The organism is Novosphingobium sp. SL115 (genome assembly GCF_026672515.1).
GTDB lineage: Bacteria > Pseudomonadota > Alphaproteobacteria > Sphingomonadales > Sphingomonadaceae > Novosphingobium.
On the sequence record NZ_JAPPRG010000002.1, the window covers coordinates 2,461,899 to 2,479,380 of the forward strand.

Genomic DNA, 17,482 nt, shown 5'->3' on the forward strand with positions numbered 1-17,482 from the left:
GCGCGTCAGCACAGCACCGGATAGCCCTGCATCCGCTTGATCCGGCGCAGCGAAAAACTGGACCGCATAGCCGAAACCCCCGGCAACCGCGCCAGACAATCGCGGTGGATATGGTCATACTGTTCAAGATCGCGCGCGGCCACACGCAGCAGGTAATCCGCTCCGCCTGACATCAGGTGGCATTCCAGAATATCGTCAAAATCGGCCACCGCTTCTTCAAAGCGGTCCATCGCCTCTCGGCTCTGGCTGTTCAGCGTGATCTCGACAAAAACCTGCACCGTCAACCCCAGCTTGCGCGGCTCCAGTCGCGCGCCATAGCCGATAATCACGCCCGCCTGCTCCAGCGCCTTGATCCGGCGGTGGCACGCCGATGGCGACAGGGCGACCTTGTCCGACAGTTCGGCAATTGATAGCGCCGAGTCCGCCTGAATTGCTTCAAGCAAGGCGATGTCAGCCCGGTCCATGCGAAATTTTCCTGATTATGCTGTCAAACGTGGGAATTATCACCACTTGCGCCGCAATCAAGGATGAAATTAGGCAAGAACTGCCGGAGCGATAAGAATAGTTTTGCGTTCATCAGGCAGCACACATTCAGGAGTAATCGTCATGCGTGTCGGCACAGTCCGTGAAATCAAGAACCACGAATACCGCGTGGGCCTTACCCCCGAAAGTGCGCGCGAACTGGTTTCACACGGGCATGAAGTATGGGTGGAAAGTGGTGCGGGCAACGGTATCGGCGCCAGCGACGCAGATTATCAGGCCGCAGGCGCGGTCATCCAGCCCGATGCCAAGACGGTGTTTGATGCGTGCGAAATGATCGTCAAGGTGAAGGAACCACAGGCTGTCGAACGCGCCATGCTGCGCAAGGGGCAGGTGCTTTACACCTACCTCCACCTTGCGCCTGATCCTGAACAGACTGCCGATCTCGTGAAATCTGGCGTCACTGCCATCGCCTATGAAACGGTCACCGGCGCAGGCAACGCCCTGCCCTTGCTGAAACCGATGAGCCAAGTCGCGGGCCGCATGGCCATTCAGGCCGGTGCCACCGCGCTGGAAAAGGCCCATGGCGGGCGCGGCGTGCTGCTGGGCGGCGTACCGGGCGTGCTTCCGGGCAAGGTCGTGGTGATCGGCGGCGGCGTGGTCGGTTTCAACGCGGCGCAAATGGCCGTTGGCCTTGGCGCGGACGTGACCATCCTTGATCGTGATCCCGATGTGCTGGAACGGCTGGATAACCATTTCGAAGGCCGCGCCCGCACGCTCTATTCGGGCAAGGCAGCACTGGCCGCCGCCGTGGCCGAGGCTGATCTGGTCATCGGCGCAGTCCTGATCCCCGGTGCCGCCGCGCCCAAGCTGGTCACCCGCGACATGCTTTCCACGATGAAGCCCGGCGCGGTGCTGGTGGATGTCGCCATCGATCAGGGCGGCTGCTTTGAAACCAGCCGTGCCACCACTCATGCCGAACCGACTTATGTGGTCGATGGCGTGGTGCATTATTGCGTGGCCAACATGCCTGGCGCGGTTGCCCGTACCAGCACTTATGCGCTGAACAACGTCACCCTGCCCCACGCCCTGCGCATTGCCGACAAGGGTTGGAAGGAAGCCCTGCGCGCCGACCCCAACCTTGCCGCTGGCCTCAATGTCCATGAAGGCAAAGTAACGTATGAAGCGATCGCCAGCGAACTGGGCTATGAATACACCCCGCTGGCCGAGGTTCTGGCCTGAGCGTCCCCTACTGCCTATGCAGTAACTTCCACAGCATCGACCGGTCGCGGAGAATCTCCGCGGCCGCGTTGTGCCCCGGTGCGCCGGTAACCCCACCGCCGGGATGCGTGCCCGATCCACACATATATAGCCCCCGCACCGGCGCGCGATAATCGCCATGCCCCAGCACGGGCCGCGCGGCCCAAAGCTGGTCAAGGCTCATCCGCCCATGGAAGATGTCCCCGCCCACCAGCCCGAACTTGCGCTCCAGATCGAGCGGCGAATGAATCTGGCGCGCAATCACACTGCCCTTGAAGTTAGGTGCATGGGCGGTGACCGTATCAACAATCAGATCGGCCACCTCTTCGCGGCAATCGTCCCATGATCGGCCATCGGGCAGAACCGGCGCAAACTGCTGGCAGAACAGGCTGGCGACATGGCAGCTGGGCGGAGCAAGGCTGTCATCCAGCGTGGACGGTATAGTAATTTCCACAATCGGCTGACGTGACCAGCCATACTGCCGCGCATCGTCAAACGCCCGGTCCATATAGTCCATGCCCGGCGCAATCACGGTGCCAGCGGTGTGATGTTCGGCTCGCGCCTTGCCCGGCAGGACGGTGAAATCAGGTAATTCAGACAGCGCCACATTCATGCGGAACGTGCCTGATCCGGCTTGGTATCCTTCCACGCGGCGGCGAAAATCGTTGGGCAGTTCATGCCCATCCACCAGGCGGCGATACAGCAGCGCCGGGCCGACATTGGCGGCAACGATGGGCGCATAAAGCTCCTCGCCGCTTTCCAGCCTGACGCCAGCGGCCTTGCCCTTGTCCACCAGCACCCGGTAAACCGGCGTTTCCAGACTGATCTCCACACCCGCCGCAACACAGGCCTTCGCCATCGCTTGCGTGATCGCGCCCATCCCGCCGATGGGGTATCCCCACGTGCCAGGCTTGCCATTCACCTCACCAAAAACGTGATGTAGCAGGACATAGGCTGATCCAGGCGTTGAAACCCCGGCGAAATTGCCCACCACTGCGTCAAAGGCGAAGACGGACTTCACCCGGTCATCTTCAAACCAGCCATCCAGAAATTCGCGCGCGGACCGGGTGAAGATATCCAGCAGATCGCGCTGCGCTGGCAAGTCCAGCTTGACGAGTGGCCACCCCTGCCGCGCCGCGCTGGCCATGGCTGCCAGCCCGCCACCGACCCTTGGCGGGCACTGCAAAGCCAAATCGCGCAGCACTTGCGCCATGCCCTCCAGCGCTTCTTCATAACGCGGATAAGCCTCGGCATCATGTGCCGAAACCCGCGCAAACTCAGCCTGCGTTCGTCCGGCTCCCAGTTTCAGGTAACCGTCCGCAAAAGGCAAAAAGTTGCTCACCTCGCGTTCCACCACGCGATAGCCGTGGTCGTGCAGGCGCATATCGGCAATGACTTTGGGCTGGAGCAGGCTGACGGTATAACTGGCCGTGGAATTGCGGAAACCGGGGTGGAATTCCTCGGTCACCGCCGCCCCGCCGACCACATCACGCCGTTCCAGCACCCGCACTTTCATGCCTGCACGGGCCAGATAGAACGCACAGGTCAGGCCATTGTGGCCTCCGCCGATAATCAGCGCGTCGTAGCGACCGGTCATTCCGCCTCCTGCTGCATTGGCGAAGGCTGGCGGCAACCGGGCGGGCTGGCAACAACAAAACGCCCCGGCTGCATAAGCAACCGGGGCGCGTTTCTCAAAAGCGGATAAAAAGATTCAGCCTTCGACCTTGCTCGTGTCGAACGTGCCAAGGCCGGGCTTGAAGCTCTTTTCGTCAAGGAACTGACGGGTCGCTTCCTTGCGCGCGGCAGCGCCACCAAAGCTGTGCAGCGCTTCCTGCGCGCGGATCTGGTATTCCAGACCGTTATCATACGTCATGTCGACCATGCGGCGCACGGCCCACTTGGTAGCGCGAAGGGCATGACTGTCCTTCTTCTTCAGCGCTTCGCAGATTTCCAGAACGCGCGCCTTCAGTTTGTCGGCAGGCACGGCTTCGGTAATCAGGCCCTGCTCTTCGGCCTGCTTGCCGGTCAGGTTTTCGCCCATCATGGCGTGATACATCGCCTTGCGGAACGGCATCAGTTCCTGCGCCACCTTCGATGCGCCGCCACCGGGCAGGATGCCCCAGTTGATTTCCGAAAGGCCGAACTGCGCATCTTCCGAAGCGATGGCAATGTCGCAGCCGAACAGCGGGCCATAACCGCCACCGAAACACCAGCCGTTAATCATTGCCACAGTGGGCTTTTCGTACCAGCGCAGACGTTCGAACCAGCCATAGCTTTCGCGCTGCGACTTGCGGATCGCACCAAGGCCCTGCGCTTCGGTTTCGCGGAAGTATTCCTTCAGGTCCATCCCGGCGGTCCACGCATCGCCTTCGCCGGTCAGCACCAGAACCTTCACGTCATCGCGAAATTCCAGTTCTTCCAGAACTGCCTTCATACGGCGGTTCAGCTTGGGGCTCATACAATTGCGCTTTTCCGGGCGGTTGAACTTCACCCATGCGATGCCGTCTTCCACGGTGAAAGCGACGGTATCTTCTTCCGCGCGGTCAATCTTCTGTTCGGTCATGGTTCGTGCCTTTCAGGTATACAAATTCAGGTCAGATCGGGAAATGGCCGGGCTGGGTTTCAATGGTGATCCAGCGCAGTTCAGTGAAGCTTTCGATCCCGGCCTTGCCGCCAAAACGGCCATAACCGGAAGCACCGACGCCACCGAAAGGCATCTGCGCTTCGTCATGCACGGTCGGGCCGTTGACGTGACAGATGCCGGACTTGATCTGGCGAGCAACGCCAAGACCGCGCGCGGTGTCGCGAGTGAACACCGCAGCGGACAGGCCATATTCGCTGTCGTTCGCCAGTTCGATGGCATGGGCTTCGTCACGTGCATGGATGATGCCGACCACCGGGCCAAAGCTTTCATCACGGAACAGTTTCATCTCCTGCGTCACGCCATCGACAACATGCGCGGGCATCAGCACGTTCTGCGTGGTTTCACCGCCGGTCAGCAGTTCAGCGCCCTTGGCCAGGGCGTCTTCGATCAGACTGCGGCAGTGGGCCACGGTCTTGGCATCCACCACGGCGCCGAGTGGCGTCTTGCCTTCGCGGGGATCACCCACCGCCATGCCAGAAACCTTGGCCTTGAAACGCTTGGCAAATTCATCGGCCACGGCATCGACCACGATGATCCGCTCGGTCGACATGCAGATCTGGCCCTGGTTCATGAACGCGCCAAAGGCCGCAGCCTTCACCGCTTCGTCCAGATCTGCATCTTCCAGCACGATCAGCGGGGCCTTCCCGCCCAGTTCCAGCAGGCAGGGCTTCAGATGTTCCGCAGCGCGCTTGGCAATGATCTTGCCGACATTCGTGCTGCCGGTGAAGTTGATGCGCTTCACCTCCGGCGCATCGATCAGCGCGCCGACAACTTCGCCCGCATCGGCAGGCGCATTGGTGACCACGTTGACCACGCCTTCGGGAAAGCCTGCTTCGGCAAAAGCCTCGATAATCAAGGCATGGGTGCGCGGGCAGGTTTCGCTGGCTTTCAGGATAACCGCATTACCGCAGGCCAGCGGCACAGCGATGGCGCGTACGCCAAGGATGATCGGCGCGTTCCACGGGGCAATGCCCAGGATCACGCCCACTGGTTCGCGCAGCGCCATGGACAGGCAGCCCGGCTTGTCAGACGGGATCACCTCGCCCGCGATCTGCGTGGTCAGCGCTGCGGCTTCGCGCACGATACCGGCGGCAAGGCCAAGATTGAACAGCGCCCAGCCCTTGGTCGCGCCAATTTCGCCCATCATCGCGTCGACAAAGGCATCGGCCCGCGCTTCCAGCGCGGCAGCGGCTTTCATCAGTACGGCGCGGCGGGGATTTGGCCCCATGGCAGCCCATGCCGGGAATGCAGCGCCAGCTTTGGCGGCAATGGCAGGAATATCTGATGCCTTCATGGCATCAGCTTGCGAGGCAACCTCGCCGGTAAGCGGATTGATGCGTTCGAACTTCATCTCGGCTCTCCCAATCTGTTATGATTTATAGCAATCGGTCTGAACGAGTGCAACCGTCTTTGCAAGCGGTTCCAAAAATGCGGATCACGACCTAACAGAAGGTGCAGGTAACGCATTTGCAGATCTTGCCGGACGGTCTGAAGCGGTCACTGAATCCCCACGAAATTCGGGATTTCTGACGCTATTTCAGAGCAGGTCAGGCCTTACCCAACCTTAAATTGCATTTTTCGCAATCACCATTTCCCGTTTCGCACTTGCACAAATACGGCTTAACGCCCAAATCGGACGGGCCTTTCAGGCATCCTCTCCCAAACTTTTCAGGGCCGCCCGGCAACGGTGCGGCCCATTTTTTTGGTCAGCGCGCGGCTTGAACCGTGCGAATGGTAACCGGTATCAGCCAAGATGCGGCAAAATTACGCTTCTGCCGACTACACTGCGCGATTCCATTGCCTCAAACGCACCGCGCCAGTCATCCAGCATATAAGCTTGGTGGATGTGTGGGCGAATCGTTCCTGCAGCGGCCAATTCCAGAATACTGGCCACATTTTCCACTCCCCGTTCGGGAAAGCGGCGGCCATATTCCCCGGCACGCACACCGACCACCGAAAATCCCTTTATCAGCGGAATGTTCGCGCCAATCTGCGGAATACGGCCTGCGGCAAAGCCAACGACCAGCAAGCGCCCATCAAAAGCGATGCAACGAGTGGACTGATCGAACACCTCACCGCCAACCGGGTCAAAAATCATATCGGCACCGCGCCCGCCAGTCAGTTCCAGCACCTGATCGCGCAAGCCCTCTGCCGGATCAATAACATGATCGGGTGCATAAAGACTGGCGATGGCGACCCGCTTTTGCAGGGTTGATGCCGTGGCGATCACCTTCAGGCCCAGCGCTTTGCCCAGATCAACAGCAGCCAGGCCTACGCCGCCGGCGGCTCCATGAACCAGCAGCCATTCTCCCGCCTGCGCCATCCCCCGTCGCACCAGCGCCACCCACGCCGTAAGGTAGGCTGCGCGCAAGGCTGCAGCGGCCTCCATCGTCAACCGTGCGGGCTTTGTCATGAGGTTTGCCGCTGGAAAAACGCCATATTGCGCCACGCCGCCAGTAAGCCCGCCGACGATTACTTCGTCACCAACGCGAAACGGGCAGCCCTCGCCAGCTTCTACTACGGTGCCCGCGCCCTCCATGCCCGGCACGAACGGCAACGGCGGTTTGGCCTGATACAAGCCCTTGGTCATCAGCAGATCGGGAAACCCCAGCGCCGCAGCCTCGATCCGCACCAATGCCGTTCCGGACACCACGACCGGGCGTGGCACATCAATCAGCGCAACGCCGCCAAGGTCGGTGGACAGTTGCTGCACCTGCAAGGCACGCATCATGGTCATATGTCATCTCTCCCGCACCATTTCAGCCGGAAGAAGAGTGCGACGCAAGGCATTGGTGCATTTAGGGTAGCGGTACGCCCCGCGAGGCGACGTAAACCGCATACCACGCAGCTCGCGTCCAGCGCACGGCACTGGCGCCTGCAGCTTCGGCAATTCGCGCCGGATTTTGCGAACCGACAATCGGCACAATGCCAGCCGGATGCGCCATCAGCCATGAAAGTGCCGCCAGCGTGCGACTGATGCCCTGTTCACTGGCGCAGGCATCAAGCGCCGCAGCCACGGCATGTTCGCGCGGGGAAACTGGCGTGGCGATTCGCCCACCACCCAGCGGCGACCAGGCCAGAACACTCAGACCGCGCATCATCGCATGATCCATTTCACCGTTTTCAAAGCAATCCAGCCTCAGCGCGCTGATTTCGGGCTGGGTAGACACCAGTTTCTGGCCCAGAAAATGCTGCAATGCATCGATCTGCGGCACAGTAAAATTGGACACTCCCAACGTCCTGATCTTGCCCGCTGCAACTGCATCGTCGAGCGCCCGTGCCAACTCCTGCGGATGGGTCAGAACATCAGGCCGGTGTAACTGCCACAGGTCGATCCTGTCGGTATTGAGGCGCTTCAGCGACGCATCGATGGCTTGTGCGATGTAGCTTGCCGACTGGTCATATGGCAGCGGGGGGCAAATGCCGCCCTTGGTTGCCAGCACCATGCGCGACCGCAATGCACGATTGGCTCCAAGCGCCGTACCCAGAAGGGTTTCTGCATCTCCGAAACCACCTGCGCCGTTAAATCCATAGATGTCAGCCGTGTCGAACAGGGTAATTCCCGCATCCAGCACACCATTCACCAATGCGTCGATCTCGCCTGCCGAAAGCCGCGCTTCGACCAATCGCCACATGCCCCAGCCAATGCTTGAGATCGTCAGGCCGGCTTCATCGCCCAAGAGAGGCGAGCCAAGCGAACGCGAGAGTGGGATTTCCGGCAAAGTTGACATCGCGCGCTCCAGATTGACTGCCCCTTGATGCAGGGGCAGTGCTGCTTATCGGTTCGGCGGCCGGGCGCAAACCGCATACGAATGCTGCACAGCACAATGTTTATGCCGAAGAATCCTTGATGACCGTCAAGAATATGCCTTGAAACGGCCATGACGACGGCGTATTTTTGCAAGCGGACCAGATGGAACGGGAAAGCCCGTCCTCTGCCGCGGGTGGACCGGGGAAACCGGCCAGACCGATACAACAAAAAGAACGCTACGCAGGAGATACATGTCATGAAACCGCTCTTCGTCGCTGCTGCGACGGTTGGCCTGCTGTCTGCTCCGCAGATGGCACTCGCCGCCAATTCTGTACAGACTGTCAATATATCGGTGTCGACCGAAGGGCTTGACCTTGCCCGCCCGGCAGATGTGCAGCGCCTGCGCCTGCGCATTTCGGATGCCGCGATCGCAGCGTGTGACCCGGCAGACCGGATGATCGTAGTGGCACTGCCCGATTATCAATGCCGCCGCGCTGCAGTAGCCAGTGTTGAACAGGCGGTTCAACAGATGGCCATGGCAGCCAAGCGCAAAACGGTTGCTTCAAGCCGCTGAATGCGATGATATGCTTCAAACCGCCAGATACGGCGATTTGCCGAACCGTAAGGCACGGTGATTTGATTGCAGGCCCAACAGGCACCGGGGCGGCTACCCTGGACCGTCTTGGATGCTTGAAGGCCGGTTGAGCGTCGGCCGCAAGGATTTCTTCCTCCCTTGCGGCCGACGTTTCAGTTCCCCAGAACCTTTATCGCGACTGCCGCCGCAGCGGCACGGGTTTCGACCCCCAGCTTTTCGAAAATGCGCTCAAGGTGCTTTTGCACCGTGCGCGGACTGATCGACAGCACTTCAGATATCATGCCGTTGGATTTGCCATAGCTGATCCACAGCAGCACTTCAGCCTCACGGTCCGTCAATGAAAGGCGCTGCTGCAAACGCTCTACATCGGCGCGCGGGTTCAGCTCGTTCAGCCGGATCAGCACTTCGTTTTCACGATACTGCGCAATCACCACCAGTTCGAGGGTGCTGTCAGCCTGTTCGACTTTGGCCGATGCGCCCTGCCCGGCATTGCGGCCCAGCAGGCGTTCAATCGGGCCGCGCAGAACGGCGGGCAACGTGCCTTGTTCGCGGCTCCATTCAGGGCTGATCTTGGTGATCGCCTGTTCAGCCATCGGGGTACACCACAACAGCAGGCCTTGCGGATCAGTGGCCATCATCAACCGCCCGGTGGCATCCAGCCCTGCAGCACCGGCATGCATCGCACGGGCATGACCGATGTGGACGCGCACCCGTGCCAGCAGTTCATGCACGTTCACCGGTTTGCGCAGATAGTCCACGCCGCCAACCTCGAACCCTTCGATGACGTGTTCGCTTTCGGTCAGCCCGGTCATGAACACCACCGGCACATGCGCCAGTTCGGCGCGTGCCTTGATAAGCGCAGTGGTTGAAAATCCGTCCATGCCCGGCATTACCGCATCCATCAGGATCAGGTCGGGGACGATATGTTCCAGCAGATCGAGCGCGGCCTTGCCCGATATTGCCACCAGCACGGTAATGCCCGCGCTTTCCAGCGTATCGGTCAGGAAGCGTAGGGAATCCGGCTTGTCATCAACGACAAGCACGGTGTCACGCCGGGCATCGCCGACAGCCATTACAATTCCTCCAGCGTTCGCCCCAGCGCGGCGAGATCAAATCGGTCCAGACAGTCGTAAAGTCTGGCCACAAGCGCACTTGCGGCGGGGTCCGCCTGCTCAAGACTGCGAATTTCACCTTCCAATGCACGGACATGCCCGATCTGCACAAGCGATTTCAACCGTTCTGCATGTTCACGCACCTGCGGCGATAACGGGACAGCAAATGTTTGCGGCACGTCTTGCTGTGCGACTGCACTTTCAGGCATGATCCACTCAAGGCCGAGCAGGACGCCAAGCGCGTCGATCACCGCAGTAAGATCAACCGGCTTGAGCAAGAAGCGGTCATGATCGGATTCGCACCCGACCAAGCCATGGCGCTCGTTTGCATTGGCAGACAGCATCACGATCTTCAGCGCATCGCCATGAACCGCGCGCAGATAGGCCGCCGTTTCCCACCCTGAAATGCCGGGCATCTGCACGTCGAGAATGACGGCATCGAAATGCCCTTTCCCCGATGTCGCCAGTGCAGTGTGTCCATCGCTGGCCTGCGCAACCTCGAAGCCCAGATCGCCCAGCGCAATGCGCAGCAGCATCCGGTGGTCGGCATCGTCATCAACCAGCAGGATCGACCGCCGACGCCCGGCATAACCGATAGGGCGCAAACGCTCTGCCGCGCGGTTCACCATGCCCGAAACCTGCGGCAGCATCAGCACGATGCGGAAGCACGATCCCACCCCCACAGCGCTATCAAGTTGAAGATCGCCGCCCAGCATGTGGACAATGGCGCGGGTGATGGCGAGTCCCAGCCCTGCCCCCTGCTGTCCGGCACTCGCCTGCTCGGTCCGCTCGACCTCATCCAGCCTTTCGTATGGCGCGAAAATTTGTTCCTGTCGGCTTTCTGAAATACCGGGGCCGGTATCGCGCACTTCAAACGTGGCCATTTGTCCGGCCCAGCGCAGCGCCACCACGATTTCGCCGCTCGCTGTGAATTTGACGGCGTTCGACACCAGATTGATGAGCGCCTGCCGCACCCGGCGTTCGTCCATACGGACGAATTCGGGCAGTCGTTCCGGCATTTCGCAGCGGAATATCAGCCCCTTGGCCTCTGCCATTGGGCGAAACATGTCAGCCACCTGATCCACCAATGGACCAAGCCGGACCACCGCTGGGTCAAGCCGGATCATCCCTTGCTCGACCGAGGCGATATCGAGCAGGCCTTCAACAAGGTTGGTGAGATGTTCGGCACTGCGGCGTATCACCCGCGCCGCATCTTTGGGATCGACCGCGCCGCCGCGCTCAACCAGTTGCGCGTAGCCGTAAATGGCGTTGAGCGGAGAGCGGATTTCGTGACTGGCACTTGCCAGATACCGGCTTTTGGCCGCACTGGCCGCCGTGGCGGCATCACGATCGCGGATCATGTCATCACGTTCGGCCGGGGCCTGATCGCCTGCAGCGCGCGGGCTGACCAGCCCGAAACCACCAAGCGCTATCGCGCAGCCCAGTGCCGTGATTGGCAAAACATGAAGGGCGCGGAGATCATCGGCCGTAACCAAATCCGCCAGCCCCAGGACTAGCCCAACGCTGGCGATCGCGAATGCGGCACACATCATCGGGCGCGAGATAGAAAGGGTGCCCGCACGACCAAAAATGGATGCCATCATGCGATGAAAAGGACTTTCAGGCCGCAGGGCATCGACGCCCGGAAGCCGTCCCTGCCCCTTTGGATGAATGTCCATCGCCTTCGACCCCGCGCGCCATTGCTATGGTTTGTGGCACATACTGATTGTGCACTGCAAACGCGCGTTACTCAACCCCCACCAAAAGTCTTACCGGTCATGGCTGCGCCGCATTCAGATCACCTGATCGCGCTGCAGACGCTGTAACAGTCGAATCGCCACCGAATGACGAATTGCCTTTCCTTCCCGCAGTTTGACCCAGGTATTCAGGCCGATGCCGAACCGGTCCTGAATTACGTCCGGCTTCTGGCTGGTCAGGATCGACGCCATCTTGATGACAACGGCGGGTTCAACCTGGGTTAGTCGCTGGATGGTCATGCTGCCCTCATTTGTTTGTTTCTTCCGGAAACATATTTTGCGGCGCAGCACAGGACATACGCCATTTACCGCATGTCATTTCCGGACGGATGTCATAAATTTGGACTCTTGTTCCGGCACACCATCCTTTCACGGCATAATATGCCGCATGATTGCAGGCGCAGATTTCCGCTGGCGAATCCGAATCGACAGGCTAGGTGGCTCGCAAGGCTCGCCAAGGGGCCGTGATGGAGCATGTTCCGATGCGGCGAATCGCCAGCTTGATATCCACCTTGCCCATTGCGGCCACCAGCCTGTCCGGCACGGCATATGCCGAAGAGGACGCCAATGGAACGCAGATCGTGGTCATCGGCACAGGGCTTGAAGCACCACCGGCAGCCCCTGCCTACAATGTACAACAGATTGATCGCGAGCGATTGCTGGGTGCCGCATCCGGACGGTTGGAAGATGCGCTATCGTCTGCTGCCGGGTTCCAGCAATTCCGCCGGTCTGACAGCCGTTCGTCCAATCCGTCGGCACAGGGCGTCACCCTGCGCGCGCTGGGCGGCAATGCCAGCAGCCGAACGCTGGTGTTGCTTGATGGCGTGCCCGTGGCGGACCCATTTTTCGGCTATATCCCGTTCAGCGCCATCGCGCCCGAACGTCTTGCCACGGCGCGCGTCACGCGGGGCGGCGGCGCAGGCGCATTTGGCGCGGGCGCAGTGGCAGGAACGGTGGAACTGGAAAGCGCGAACGCCGACCAGCTTGGGCTGGTGCAGGCGGGGCTTCTTGCCAACGACCGTGGCGAAACGGAGCTTTCAGGCACGCTGTCGCCCAATCTGGGCAACGGCTTTGCCATGCTGTCCGGCCGCTGGGATCGTGGCCAAGGGTTCTACACAACGCCTGTCAGCCAGCGCGTGCCGATCAGCGCCCGCGCCCGGTATGATGCATGGTCCGCAGGCCTTCGGGCAGTTGCACCGCTGACCGATGCGGTCGAATTGCAGATGCGCGGCCTTGTGTTCGAAGACCGCCGCACGTTGCGCTTTTCTGGTGCAGATACATCATCCAGTGGACAGGACGCCTCGCTGCGCCTTGTCGGACGCGGCCTGTGGGCTTTCGATGTGCTGGGCTATGTGCAGGCGCGCGATTTTACCAATGTGGTCATCAGTTCCACCAGTTTTCGCAAGACGCTGGACCAGCGCGCCACGCCATCCACCGGCATTGGCGGCAAGGCCGAACTGCGCCCACCAGTCGGCAATGGACACGTCCTGCGGTTGGGCGCGGACCTTCGCCTTGCCGATGGCGATATGGCCGAAGACGCCTATTCCGCTGTCACCGGCCTTGTCACCGCGCGACGCACGGCAGGCGGAAAGACCAGCGATCTTGGTCTGTTCGTCGAGGATGACTGGACAATCGGCGCGCTGTTGCTGACCGCAGGGGCACGGGCAGACCGGTGGACCGTGCGCGACGGATACGTGACCGAGTCAACGCCTGCCGGCACACGCACCACCGATCTTGCATTTGCCAGTCGCGCCGGGTGGCAGGGCAGCTTCCGTGGCGGCGGCGTGCTGGATGCAGGCAGCGGCGTTTCCTTGCGCGCAGCAGCCTATACCGGCCTGCGCCTGCCCACGCTGAATGAACTTTACCGATCTTTCACCGTGGTTGCTCCGCGTTCGGGTGGCGGCGTGGCGATCAGCGCGACGCAACGCAACCCTGCACTACGCAACGAAAAGCTGGAAGGCTTTGAACTGGGCATTGATGTGACCCCGGCTGACGGGATCACGTTGAACGCAACCGCGTTCGACAACCGCATCCGCAATGCCATTGCCAACGTCACGCTGGGCGTCAGCGGCAATACCACCACACGCCAGCGGCAAAATGTGGGCGCAGTTCATGCCCAAGGCATCGAAATGGGCGCACGGCTACGGTCGGGCGCGTTCGGCTTCGACGGATCGCTGGCCTATACCGACGCGCAAATGCAAGCCTTCGGCGCTTCCATTGCACTGAATGGCAAACGTCCCGCCCAAACGCCGCGCTGGGCAGGCAGCGCTACCGCATCTTGGCGTCCGGCTGAGCGCTGGTCGCTTGCAGTTACCTTGCGCCACACGGGATCGCAATTCGAAGATGACCTTGAAACCGACCTGCTGCCTGCTGCGACCACGATCGACGCCTTTGCCCAAATCCCATTGCACAATGCCATCAGCCTTGTCCTGCGCGGCGAAAATCTGAGTGGTGAGACGATAGTGACGCGCCTTCAGGACGGGTCTATGGACATCGGCACGCCTCGCACGTTCTGGGCAGGCATTCGCGTGGAGGTTCGGTAGGCATGACAAATCTGGCAGGAAGTGCAGAAGTGGTGCGTTACAACAGTGTGGCGCGCACCTTCCACGCGGTGCTCGCGGTGATGATTCTGTTCAACCTTGCCAGCGGCATTGGTGGCGAAGCGATTGAAGACATGTGGAACCCATTCCCGGTCCACAAGGCTACCGGCATCCTGATCCTGCTGTTGTCGCTGGCGCGTCTGGGCTGGCGCTTTACCTGGACGATGCCGGACTGGCCCGCCACCATGAGCAGCCTTCAGCGACTTGTCGCAAAACTTACTCATGGCATTCTCTATGCGCTGATGCTGGCTGTGCCGGTCACCGGATGGATCATGTCTTCGGCCGGCAAATATCCGATTTCCATCTATGGCTTGTTTGAATGGCCAAAACTGGCCGTCACCAAAGGTTCAGCGCTGGCCGAAATTGCGCATGAAAGCCATGAAGTGTTAGGCTTTCTGATGGCTGGTCTGGTAATTTTGCATATCGCTGCGGCACTACATCACCATTTTGTCATCAAGGACAATGTCTTGCGCCGCATGTTCTGACGCGCAAACGTATTCTGCCCGACATTCCACCAAGGGCGCACTAGTATTGCGCAATTGAACAGATGTGGGTGGGGCGTGGCAAAACCATTAGCAGGCAAAAAGCGCGGGGCCGCTGGCGGTCATCGCAATTCTTGCGCTCGCCATGGTGCTGCACAAAATCACGATTTCCTGTCAGCGCAAAATCGCCGCTTGCCGTGGCGCAAGGCACTGGCATACCCATTATCACGGGAGTGTGATGATCTGCGGTCAAAGCCTCAGCCAGTCGAACGTCTATCGATGCGGCAAGACAAGAGGCGGTCCGTTTTGAAAGGCCGGTGCAACGATGCCTGCGCCACGGTGGCAATGCCCATCATGGTTGCCAGGCAAAGCAGGGTGGGACGTGTACCATGAGCCTCGAAACCAATTCTAAAGCCGCTGAAATCGATGCGCAGATCATCGATGTGCTGCGCAAGCGCGTGGGTAAGGATGAACGCGCAGCCAAGCCGCATGACTGGTACACCGCCACCGTCCTCACCCTGCGCGATGCGGTGATCGACAAATGGATGGAATCCACTCGCAAGACCTATGACGAAGGCGGCAAGCGGGTTTACTATCTCAGCCTTGAGTTCCTGATCGGCCGCCTGCTGCGCGACGCCCTGTCGAACATGGGCCTGACGCGCGACATGGAAAAGGCCCTGCGCGAACATGGCTTCGATCTGGCCGCGTTGGAAGAACTGGAACCCGATGCCGCACTTGGCAACGGGGGCCTTGGCCGTCTGGCCGCCTGTTTCATGGAAAGCCTCGCCAGCCTTGATATTCCCGCATACGGATATGGCATTCGCTACGTGAACGGCATGTTCCGCCAGCGCATCGATGATGGCTGGCAGGTGGAACTGCCCGAAACGTGGCTATCCCACGGCAACCCATGGGAGTTCGACCGCCGCGAAAGCGCCTATATCATCGGCTTTGGCGGTGAAGTGGTCGATAATGGCGATGGCGTGGAATGGCGCCCTGCCGAAAAGGTTGAAGCCAGCGCGGTCGATACACCTGTCGTCGGTTGGCGTGGCAAGCGAGTGAACACACTGCGCCTGTGGACCGCCCATGCTTTCGATCCGCTGCGGCTCGACGCCTTCAACGCGGGCGATCACTTTGGCGCCATGGCTGAACAGGTGCGCGCCGACAGCCTTGTTCGTGTGCTCTATCCTGCGGACTCCACCCCCGCCGGGCAGGAACTGCGCCTGCGGCAGGAGTACTTCTTCACCTCCGCCTCCATTCAGGACATCGTGCGTCGCCACGTCCAGTATCATGGCGACATCCGCACCCTGCCCGACAAGGCGGCGATCCAGCTTAACGACACTCACCCCGCCGTGGCCGTCGCTGAACTGATGCGGCTGATGGTCGATACGTATGGCCTTGAATTCAACGAAGCGTGGGAAGTGACCAAGGCGACGGTCGGTTATACCAACCACACCCTGCTGCCCGAAGCTCTGGAATCATGGCCGCTGCCGCTGTTTGAACGACTGCTCCCGCGCCACATGCAGATCGTATATGCCATCAACAGTCGTGTGCTGCGCGAAGCGCGTAAAGCCGGGCTGGATGATAGCGCCATCTCGTCCATCAGCCTGATCGACGAAGGCGGCGAACGGCGCGTGCGCATGGCCAACCTTGCCTTTACCGGCGCGCACAGCGTCAACGGCGTGGCAGCACTGCACACCGACCTTATGAAATCGACGGTCTTTTCCGACCTGCACAAGCTTTATCCCACACGCATCAACAACAAGACCAATGGCGTCACCCCGCGCCGCTGGCTGCAACAGTGCAATCCAAGGCTGACTTCGGTGCTGAAGGACGCCATCGGCGATGCCTTCCTCGACGATGCGGCCAAGCTGGCTGACCTTAACGCTTTCGCCGCAGACGCCGCGCTGGGTGAACGCATTGCCGAGGTCAAGCGCACCAACAAGATCGCGCTGGCCAAGCATATCAAGGAGTTGACCGGCGTCCGGCTCGACCCCGATGCCCTGTTCGACGTGCAGATCAAGCGCATTCACGAATACAAGCGCCAGTTGCTCAACCTGATCGAGACGGTGGCGCTTTATGACCAGATCCGGTCGCACCCTGAACGCGACTGGGTGCCCCGCGTAAAGATATTCGGCGGCAAGGCGGCGTCGAGCTATCACAACGCCAAGCTGGTCATCAAACTGGCCAATGACATTGCCCGCCGCGTCAATTCCGATCCATCGGTGGGCGGCCTGCTCAAGGTCGTGTTCGTGCCCAACTACAACGTGACGCTGGCCGAACGCATCATCCCGGCGGCTGATCTTTCCGAACAGATTTCCACCGCAGGCATGGAAGCATCGGGCACCGGAAACATGAAGTTCGCGCTAAACGGCGCGCTGACCATCGGTACGCTTGATGGCGCGAATATCGAGATCAAGGATCACGTTGGCGATGACAACATCGTGATCTTTGGCCTTACCGCGGAAGAGGTCGAAGAAAAGCGCGCCAATGGCTACAACCCGCGCGAAGTGATCGAAAGCTCTCGCGAATTGCAGCAGGCAATCTCGGCCATCGCAACCGGCGTGTTCTCACCCGATGACCCTGATCGGTATGCCGGGCTGATGGGCGGCATCTATGACCATGACTGGTTCATGGTCGCGGCTGATTTCGATGGCTATCATGCAGCGCAACGCAGCATCGACAAGCGCTGGGAAGATCAGGCAGGCTGGCGGACCGCCGCCATCAGGAACATTGCCAACGTGGGCTGGTTCTCGTCCGATCGCACGATTGGCGAATATGCCCGCGATATCTGGGGGGTCTGA

General features: G+C 60.5%; 14 protein-coding genes. 5 read left to right on the plus strand and 9 right to left on the minus strand.

Annotated elements, in window-relative coordinates; genetic code table 11:
- Positions 1–5: 5 nt before the first annotated feature.
- Positions 6–464, minus strand: coding sequence for an Lrp/AsnC family transcriptional regulator (locus OVA07_RS13385; RefSeq protein WP_268171945.1), 459 nt, complete (start codon positions 462–464; stop codon positions 6–8).
- Positions 465–606: 142 nt separating this feature from the next.
- Between OVA07_RS13385 and ald the strand changes: the two genes are divergently transcribed.
- Complete coding sequence (gene ald / locus OVA07_RS13390; protein ID WP_268171946.1) at positions 607–1,722, plus strand: alanine dehydrogenase; 1,116 nt, start codon at positions 607–609, stop codon at positions 1,720–1,722.
- A gap of 7 nt (positions 1,723–1,729) precedes the next feature.
- On the opposite strand, the gene OVA07_RS13395 is transcribed toward ald, so the two are convergent.
- From OVA07_RS13395 to OVA07_RS13415, 5 genes are all read right to left on the minus strand, one after another.
- The gene (locus tag OVA07_RS13395; RefSeq protein ID WP_268171947.1) at positions 1,730–3,337 is read right to left on the minus strand and encodes a phytoene desaturase family protein; all 1,608 of its coding nucleotides are present in this window, start codon (positions 3,335–3,337) and stop codon (positions 1,730–1,732) included.
- A 114-nt stretch (positions 3,338–3,451) separates the two neighbouring features.
- Positions 3,452–4,303, minus strand: a complete 852-nt coding sequence (locus OVA07_RS13400) for a p-hydroxycinnamoyl CoA hydratase/lyase (RefSeq protein ID WP_268171948.1) — start codon at positions 4,301–4,303, stop codon at positions 3,452–3,454.
- 31 nt (positions 4,304–4,334) lie between these two features.
- On the minus strand, positions 4,335–5,735 hold the full coding sequence (locus OVA07_RS13405) for an aldehyde dehydrogenase (RefSeq protein WP_268171949.1): 1,401 nt from the start codon (positions 5,733–5,735) through the stop codon (positions 4,335–4,337).
- 393 nt (positions 5,736–6,128) lie between these two features.
- Positions 6,129–7,112, minus strand: a complete 984-nt coding sequence (locus tag OVA07_RS13410; protein WP_268172719.1) for an NADPH:quinone oxidoreductase family protein — start codon at positions 7,110–7,112, stop codon at positions 6,129–6,131.
- A gap of 70 nt (positions 7,113–7,182) precedes the next feature.
- Entirely contained in the window at positions 7,183–8,115 is a 933-nt protein-coding gene (locus OVA07_RS13415; protein WP_268171950.1) for an aldo/keto reductase, read from the minus strand.
- A 276-nt stretch (positions 8,116–8,391) separates the two neighbouring features.
- Here OVA07_RS13415 and OVA07_RS13420 point away from each other — a divergent pair, with 276 nt between their 5' ends.
- Positions 8,392–8,709 (plus strand): UrcA family protein, encoded by a 318-nt coding sequence (locus tag OVA07_RS13420; protein ID WP_268171952.1) that lies wholly within the window; start codon positions 8,392–8,394, stop codon positions 8,707–8,709.
- A gap of 173 nt (positions 8,710–8,882) precedes the next feature.
- On the opposite strand, the gene OVA07_RS13425 is transcribed toward OVA07_RS13420, so the two are convergent.
- The 3 genes from OVA07_RS13425 to OVA07_RS13435 all read right to left on the minus strand — a co-directional run bounded on the left by OVA07_RS13425 (position 8,883) and on the right by OVA07_RS13435 (position 11,839).
- Complete coding sequence (locus OVA07_RS13425) at positions 8,883–9,803, minus strand: response regulator transcription factor (RefSeq protein WP_268171953.1); 921 nt, start codon at positions 9,801–9,803, stop codon at positions 8,883–8,885.
- Positions 9,803–11,338 carry an ATP-binding response regulator gene (locus OVA07_RS13430; RefSeq protein ID WP_268171954.1) on the minus strand — a complete coding sequence of 512 codons (1,536 nt, stop codon included), beginning with the start codon at positions 11,336–11,338 and terminating at the stop codon, positions 9,803–9,805. Before OVA07_RS13430 ends, OVA07_RS13425 begins: the two co-directional genes overlap by 1 nt.
- Positions 11,339–11,635: 297 nt before the next feature.
- Positions 11,636–11,839: a hypothetical protein gene (locus OVA07_RS13435; RefSeq protein ID WP_268171955.1), complete on the minus strand. Its 204-nt coding sequence runs from the start codon at positions 11,837–11,839 to the stop codon at positions 11,636–11,638.
- A 227-nt stretch (positions 11,840–12,066) separates the two neighbouring features.
- On the opposite strand from OVA07_RS13435, the gene OVA07_RS13440 reads away from it, so the two are divergent.
- The 3 genes from OVA07_RS13440 (at position 12,067) to OVA07_RS13450 (ending at position 17,482) form a co-directional block, all read left to right on the plus strand.
- Complete coding sequence (locus OVA07_RS13440; RefSeq protein ID WP_268171956.1) at positions 12,067–14,142, plus strand: TonB-dependent receptor plug domain-containing protein; 2,076 nt, start codon at positions 12,067–12,069, stop codon at positions 14,140–14,142.
- Between the two features lie 2 nt (positions 14,143–14,144).
- Positions 14,145–14,684: a cytochrome b gene (locus OVA07_RS13445; protein ID WP_268171958.1), complete on the plus strand. Its 540-nt coding sequence runs from the start codon at positions 14,145–14,147 to the stop codon at positions 14,682–14,684.
- 386 nt (positions 14,685–15,070) lie between these two features.
- Positions 15,071–17,482: a glycogen/starch/alpha-glucan phosphorylase gene (locus tag OVA07_RS13450; protein ID WP_268171959.1), complete on the plus strand. Its 2,412-nt coding sequence runs from the start codon at positions 15,071–15,073 to the stop codon at positions 17,480–17,482.

Bases quoted from the DNA above. Each gene is read 5' to 3' on its own strand.
- OVA07_RS13385 (WP_268171945.1), bottom strand. From the start codon at position 464: ATGGACCGGGCTGACATCGCCTTGCTTGAAGCAATTCAGGCGGACTCG.
- ald (WP_268171946.1), top strand. From the start codon at position 607: ATGCGTGTCGGCACAGTCCGTGAAATCAAGAACCACGAATACCGCGTG.
- OVA07_RS13395 (WP_268171947.1), bottom strand. From the start codon at position 3,337: ATGACCGGTCGCTACGACGCGCTGATTATCGGCGGAGGCCACAATGGC.
- OVA07_RS13400 (WP_268171948.1), bottom strand. From the start codon at position 4,303: ATGACCGAACAGAAGATTGACCGCGCGGAAGAAGATACCGTCGCTTTC.
- OVA07_RS13405 (WP_268171949.1), bottom strand. From the start codon at position 5,735: ATGAAGTTCGAACGCATCAATCCGCTTACCGGCGAGGTTGCCTCGCAA.
- OVA07_RS13410 (WP_268172719.1), bottom strand. From the start codon at position 7,112: ATGCGTGCCTTGCAGGTGCAGCAACTGTCCACCGACCTTGGCGGCGTT.
- OVA07_RS13415 (WP_268171950.1), bottom strand. From the start codon at position 8,115: ATGTCAACTTTGCCGGAAATCCCACTCTCGCGTTCGCTTGGCTCGCCT.
- OVA07_RS13420 (WP_268171952.1), top strand. From the start codon at position 8,392: ATGAAACCGCTCTTCGTCGCTGCTGCGACGGTTGGCCTGCTGTCTGCT.
- OVA07_RS13425 (WP_268171953.1), bottom strand. From the start codon at position 9,803: ATGGCTGTCGGCGATGCCCGGCGTGACACCGTGCTTGTCGTTGATGAC.
- OVA07_RS13435 (WP_268171955.1), bottom strand. From the start codon at position 11,839: ATGACCATCCAGCGACTAACCCAGGTTGAACCCGCCGTTGTCATCAAG.
- OVA07_RS13440 (WP_268171956.1), top strand. From the start codon at position 12,067: ATGGAGCATGTTCCGATGCGGCGAATCGCCAGCTTGATATCCACCTTG.
- OVA07_RS13445 (WP_268171958.1), top strand. From the start codon at position 14,145: ATGACAAATCTGGCAGGAAGTGCAGAAGTGGTGCGTTACAACAGTGTG.
- OVA07_RS13450 (WP_268171959.1), top strand. From the start codon at position 15,071: ATGAGCCTCGAAACCAATTCTAAAGCCGCTGAAATCGATGCGCAGATC.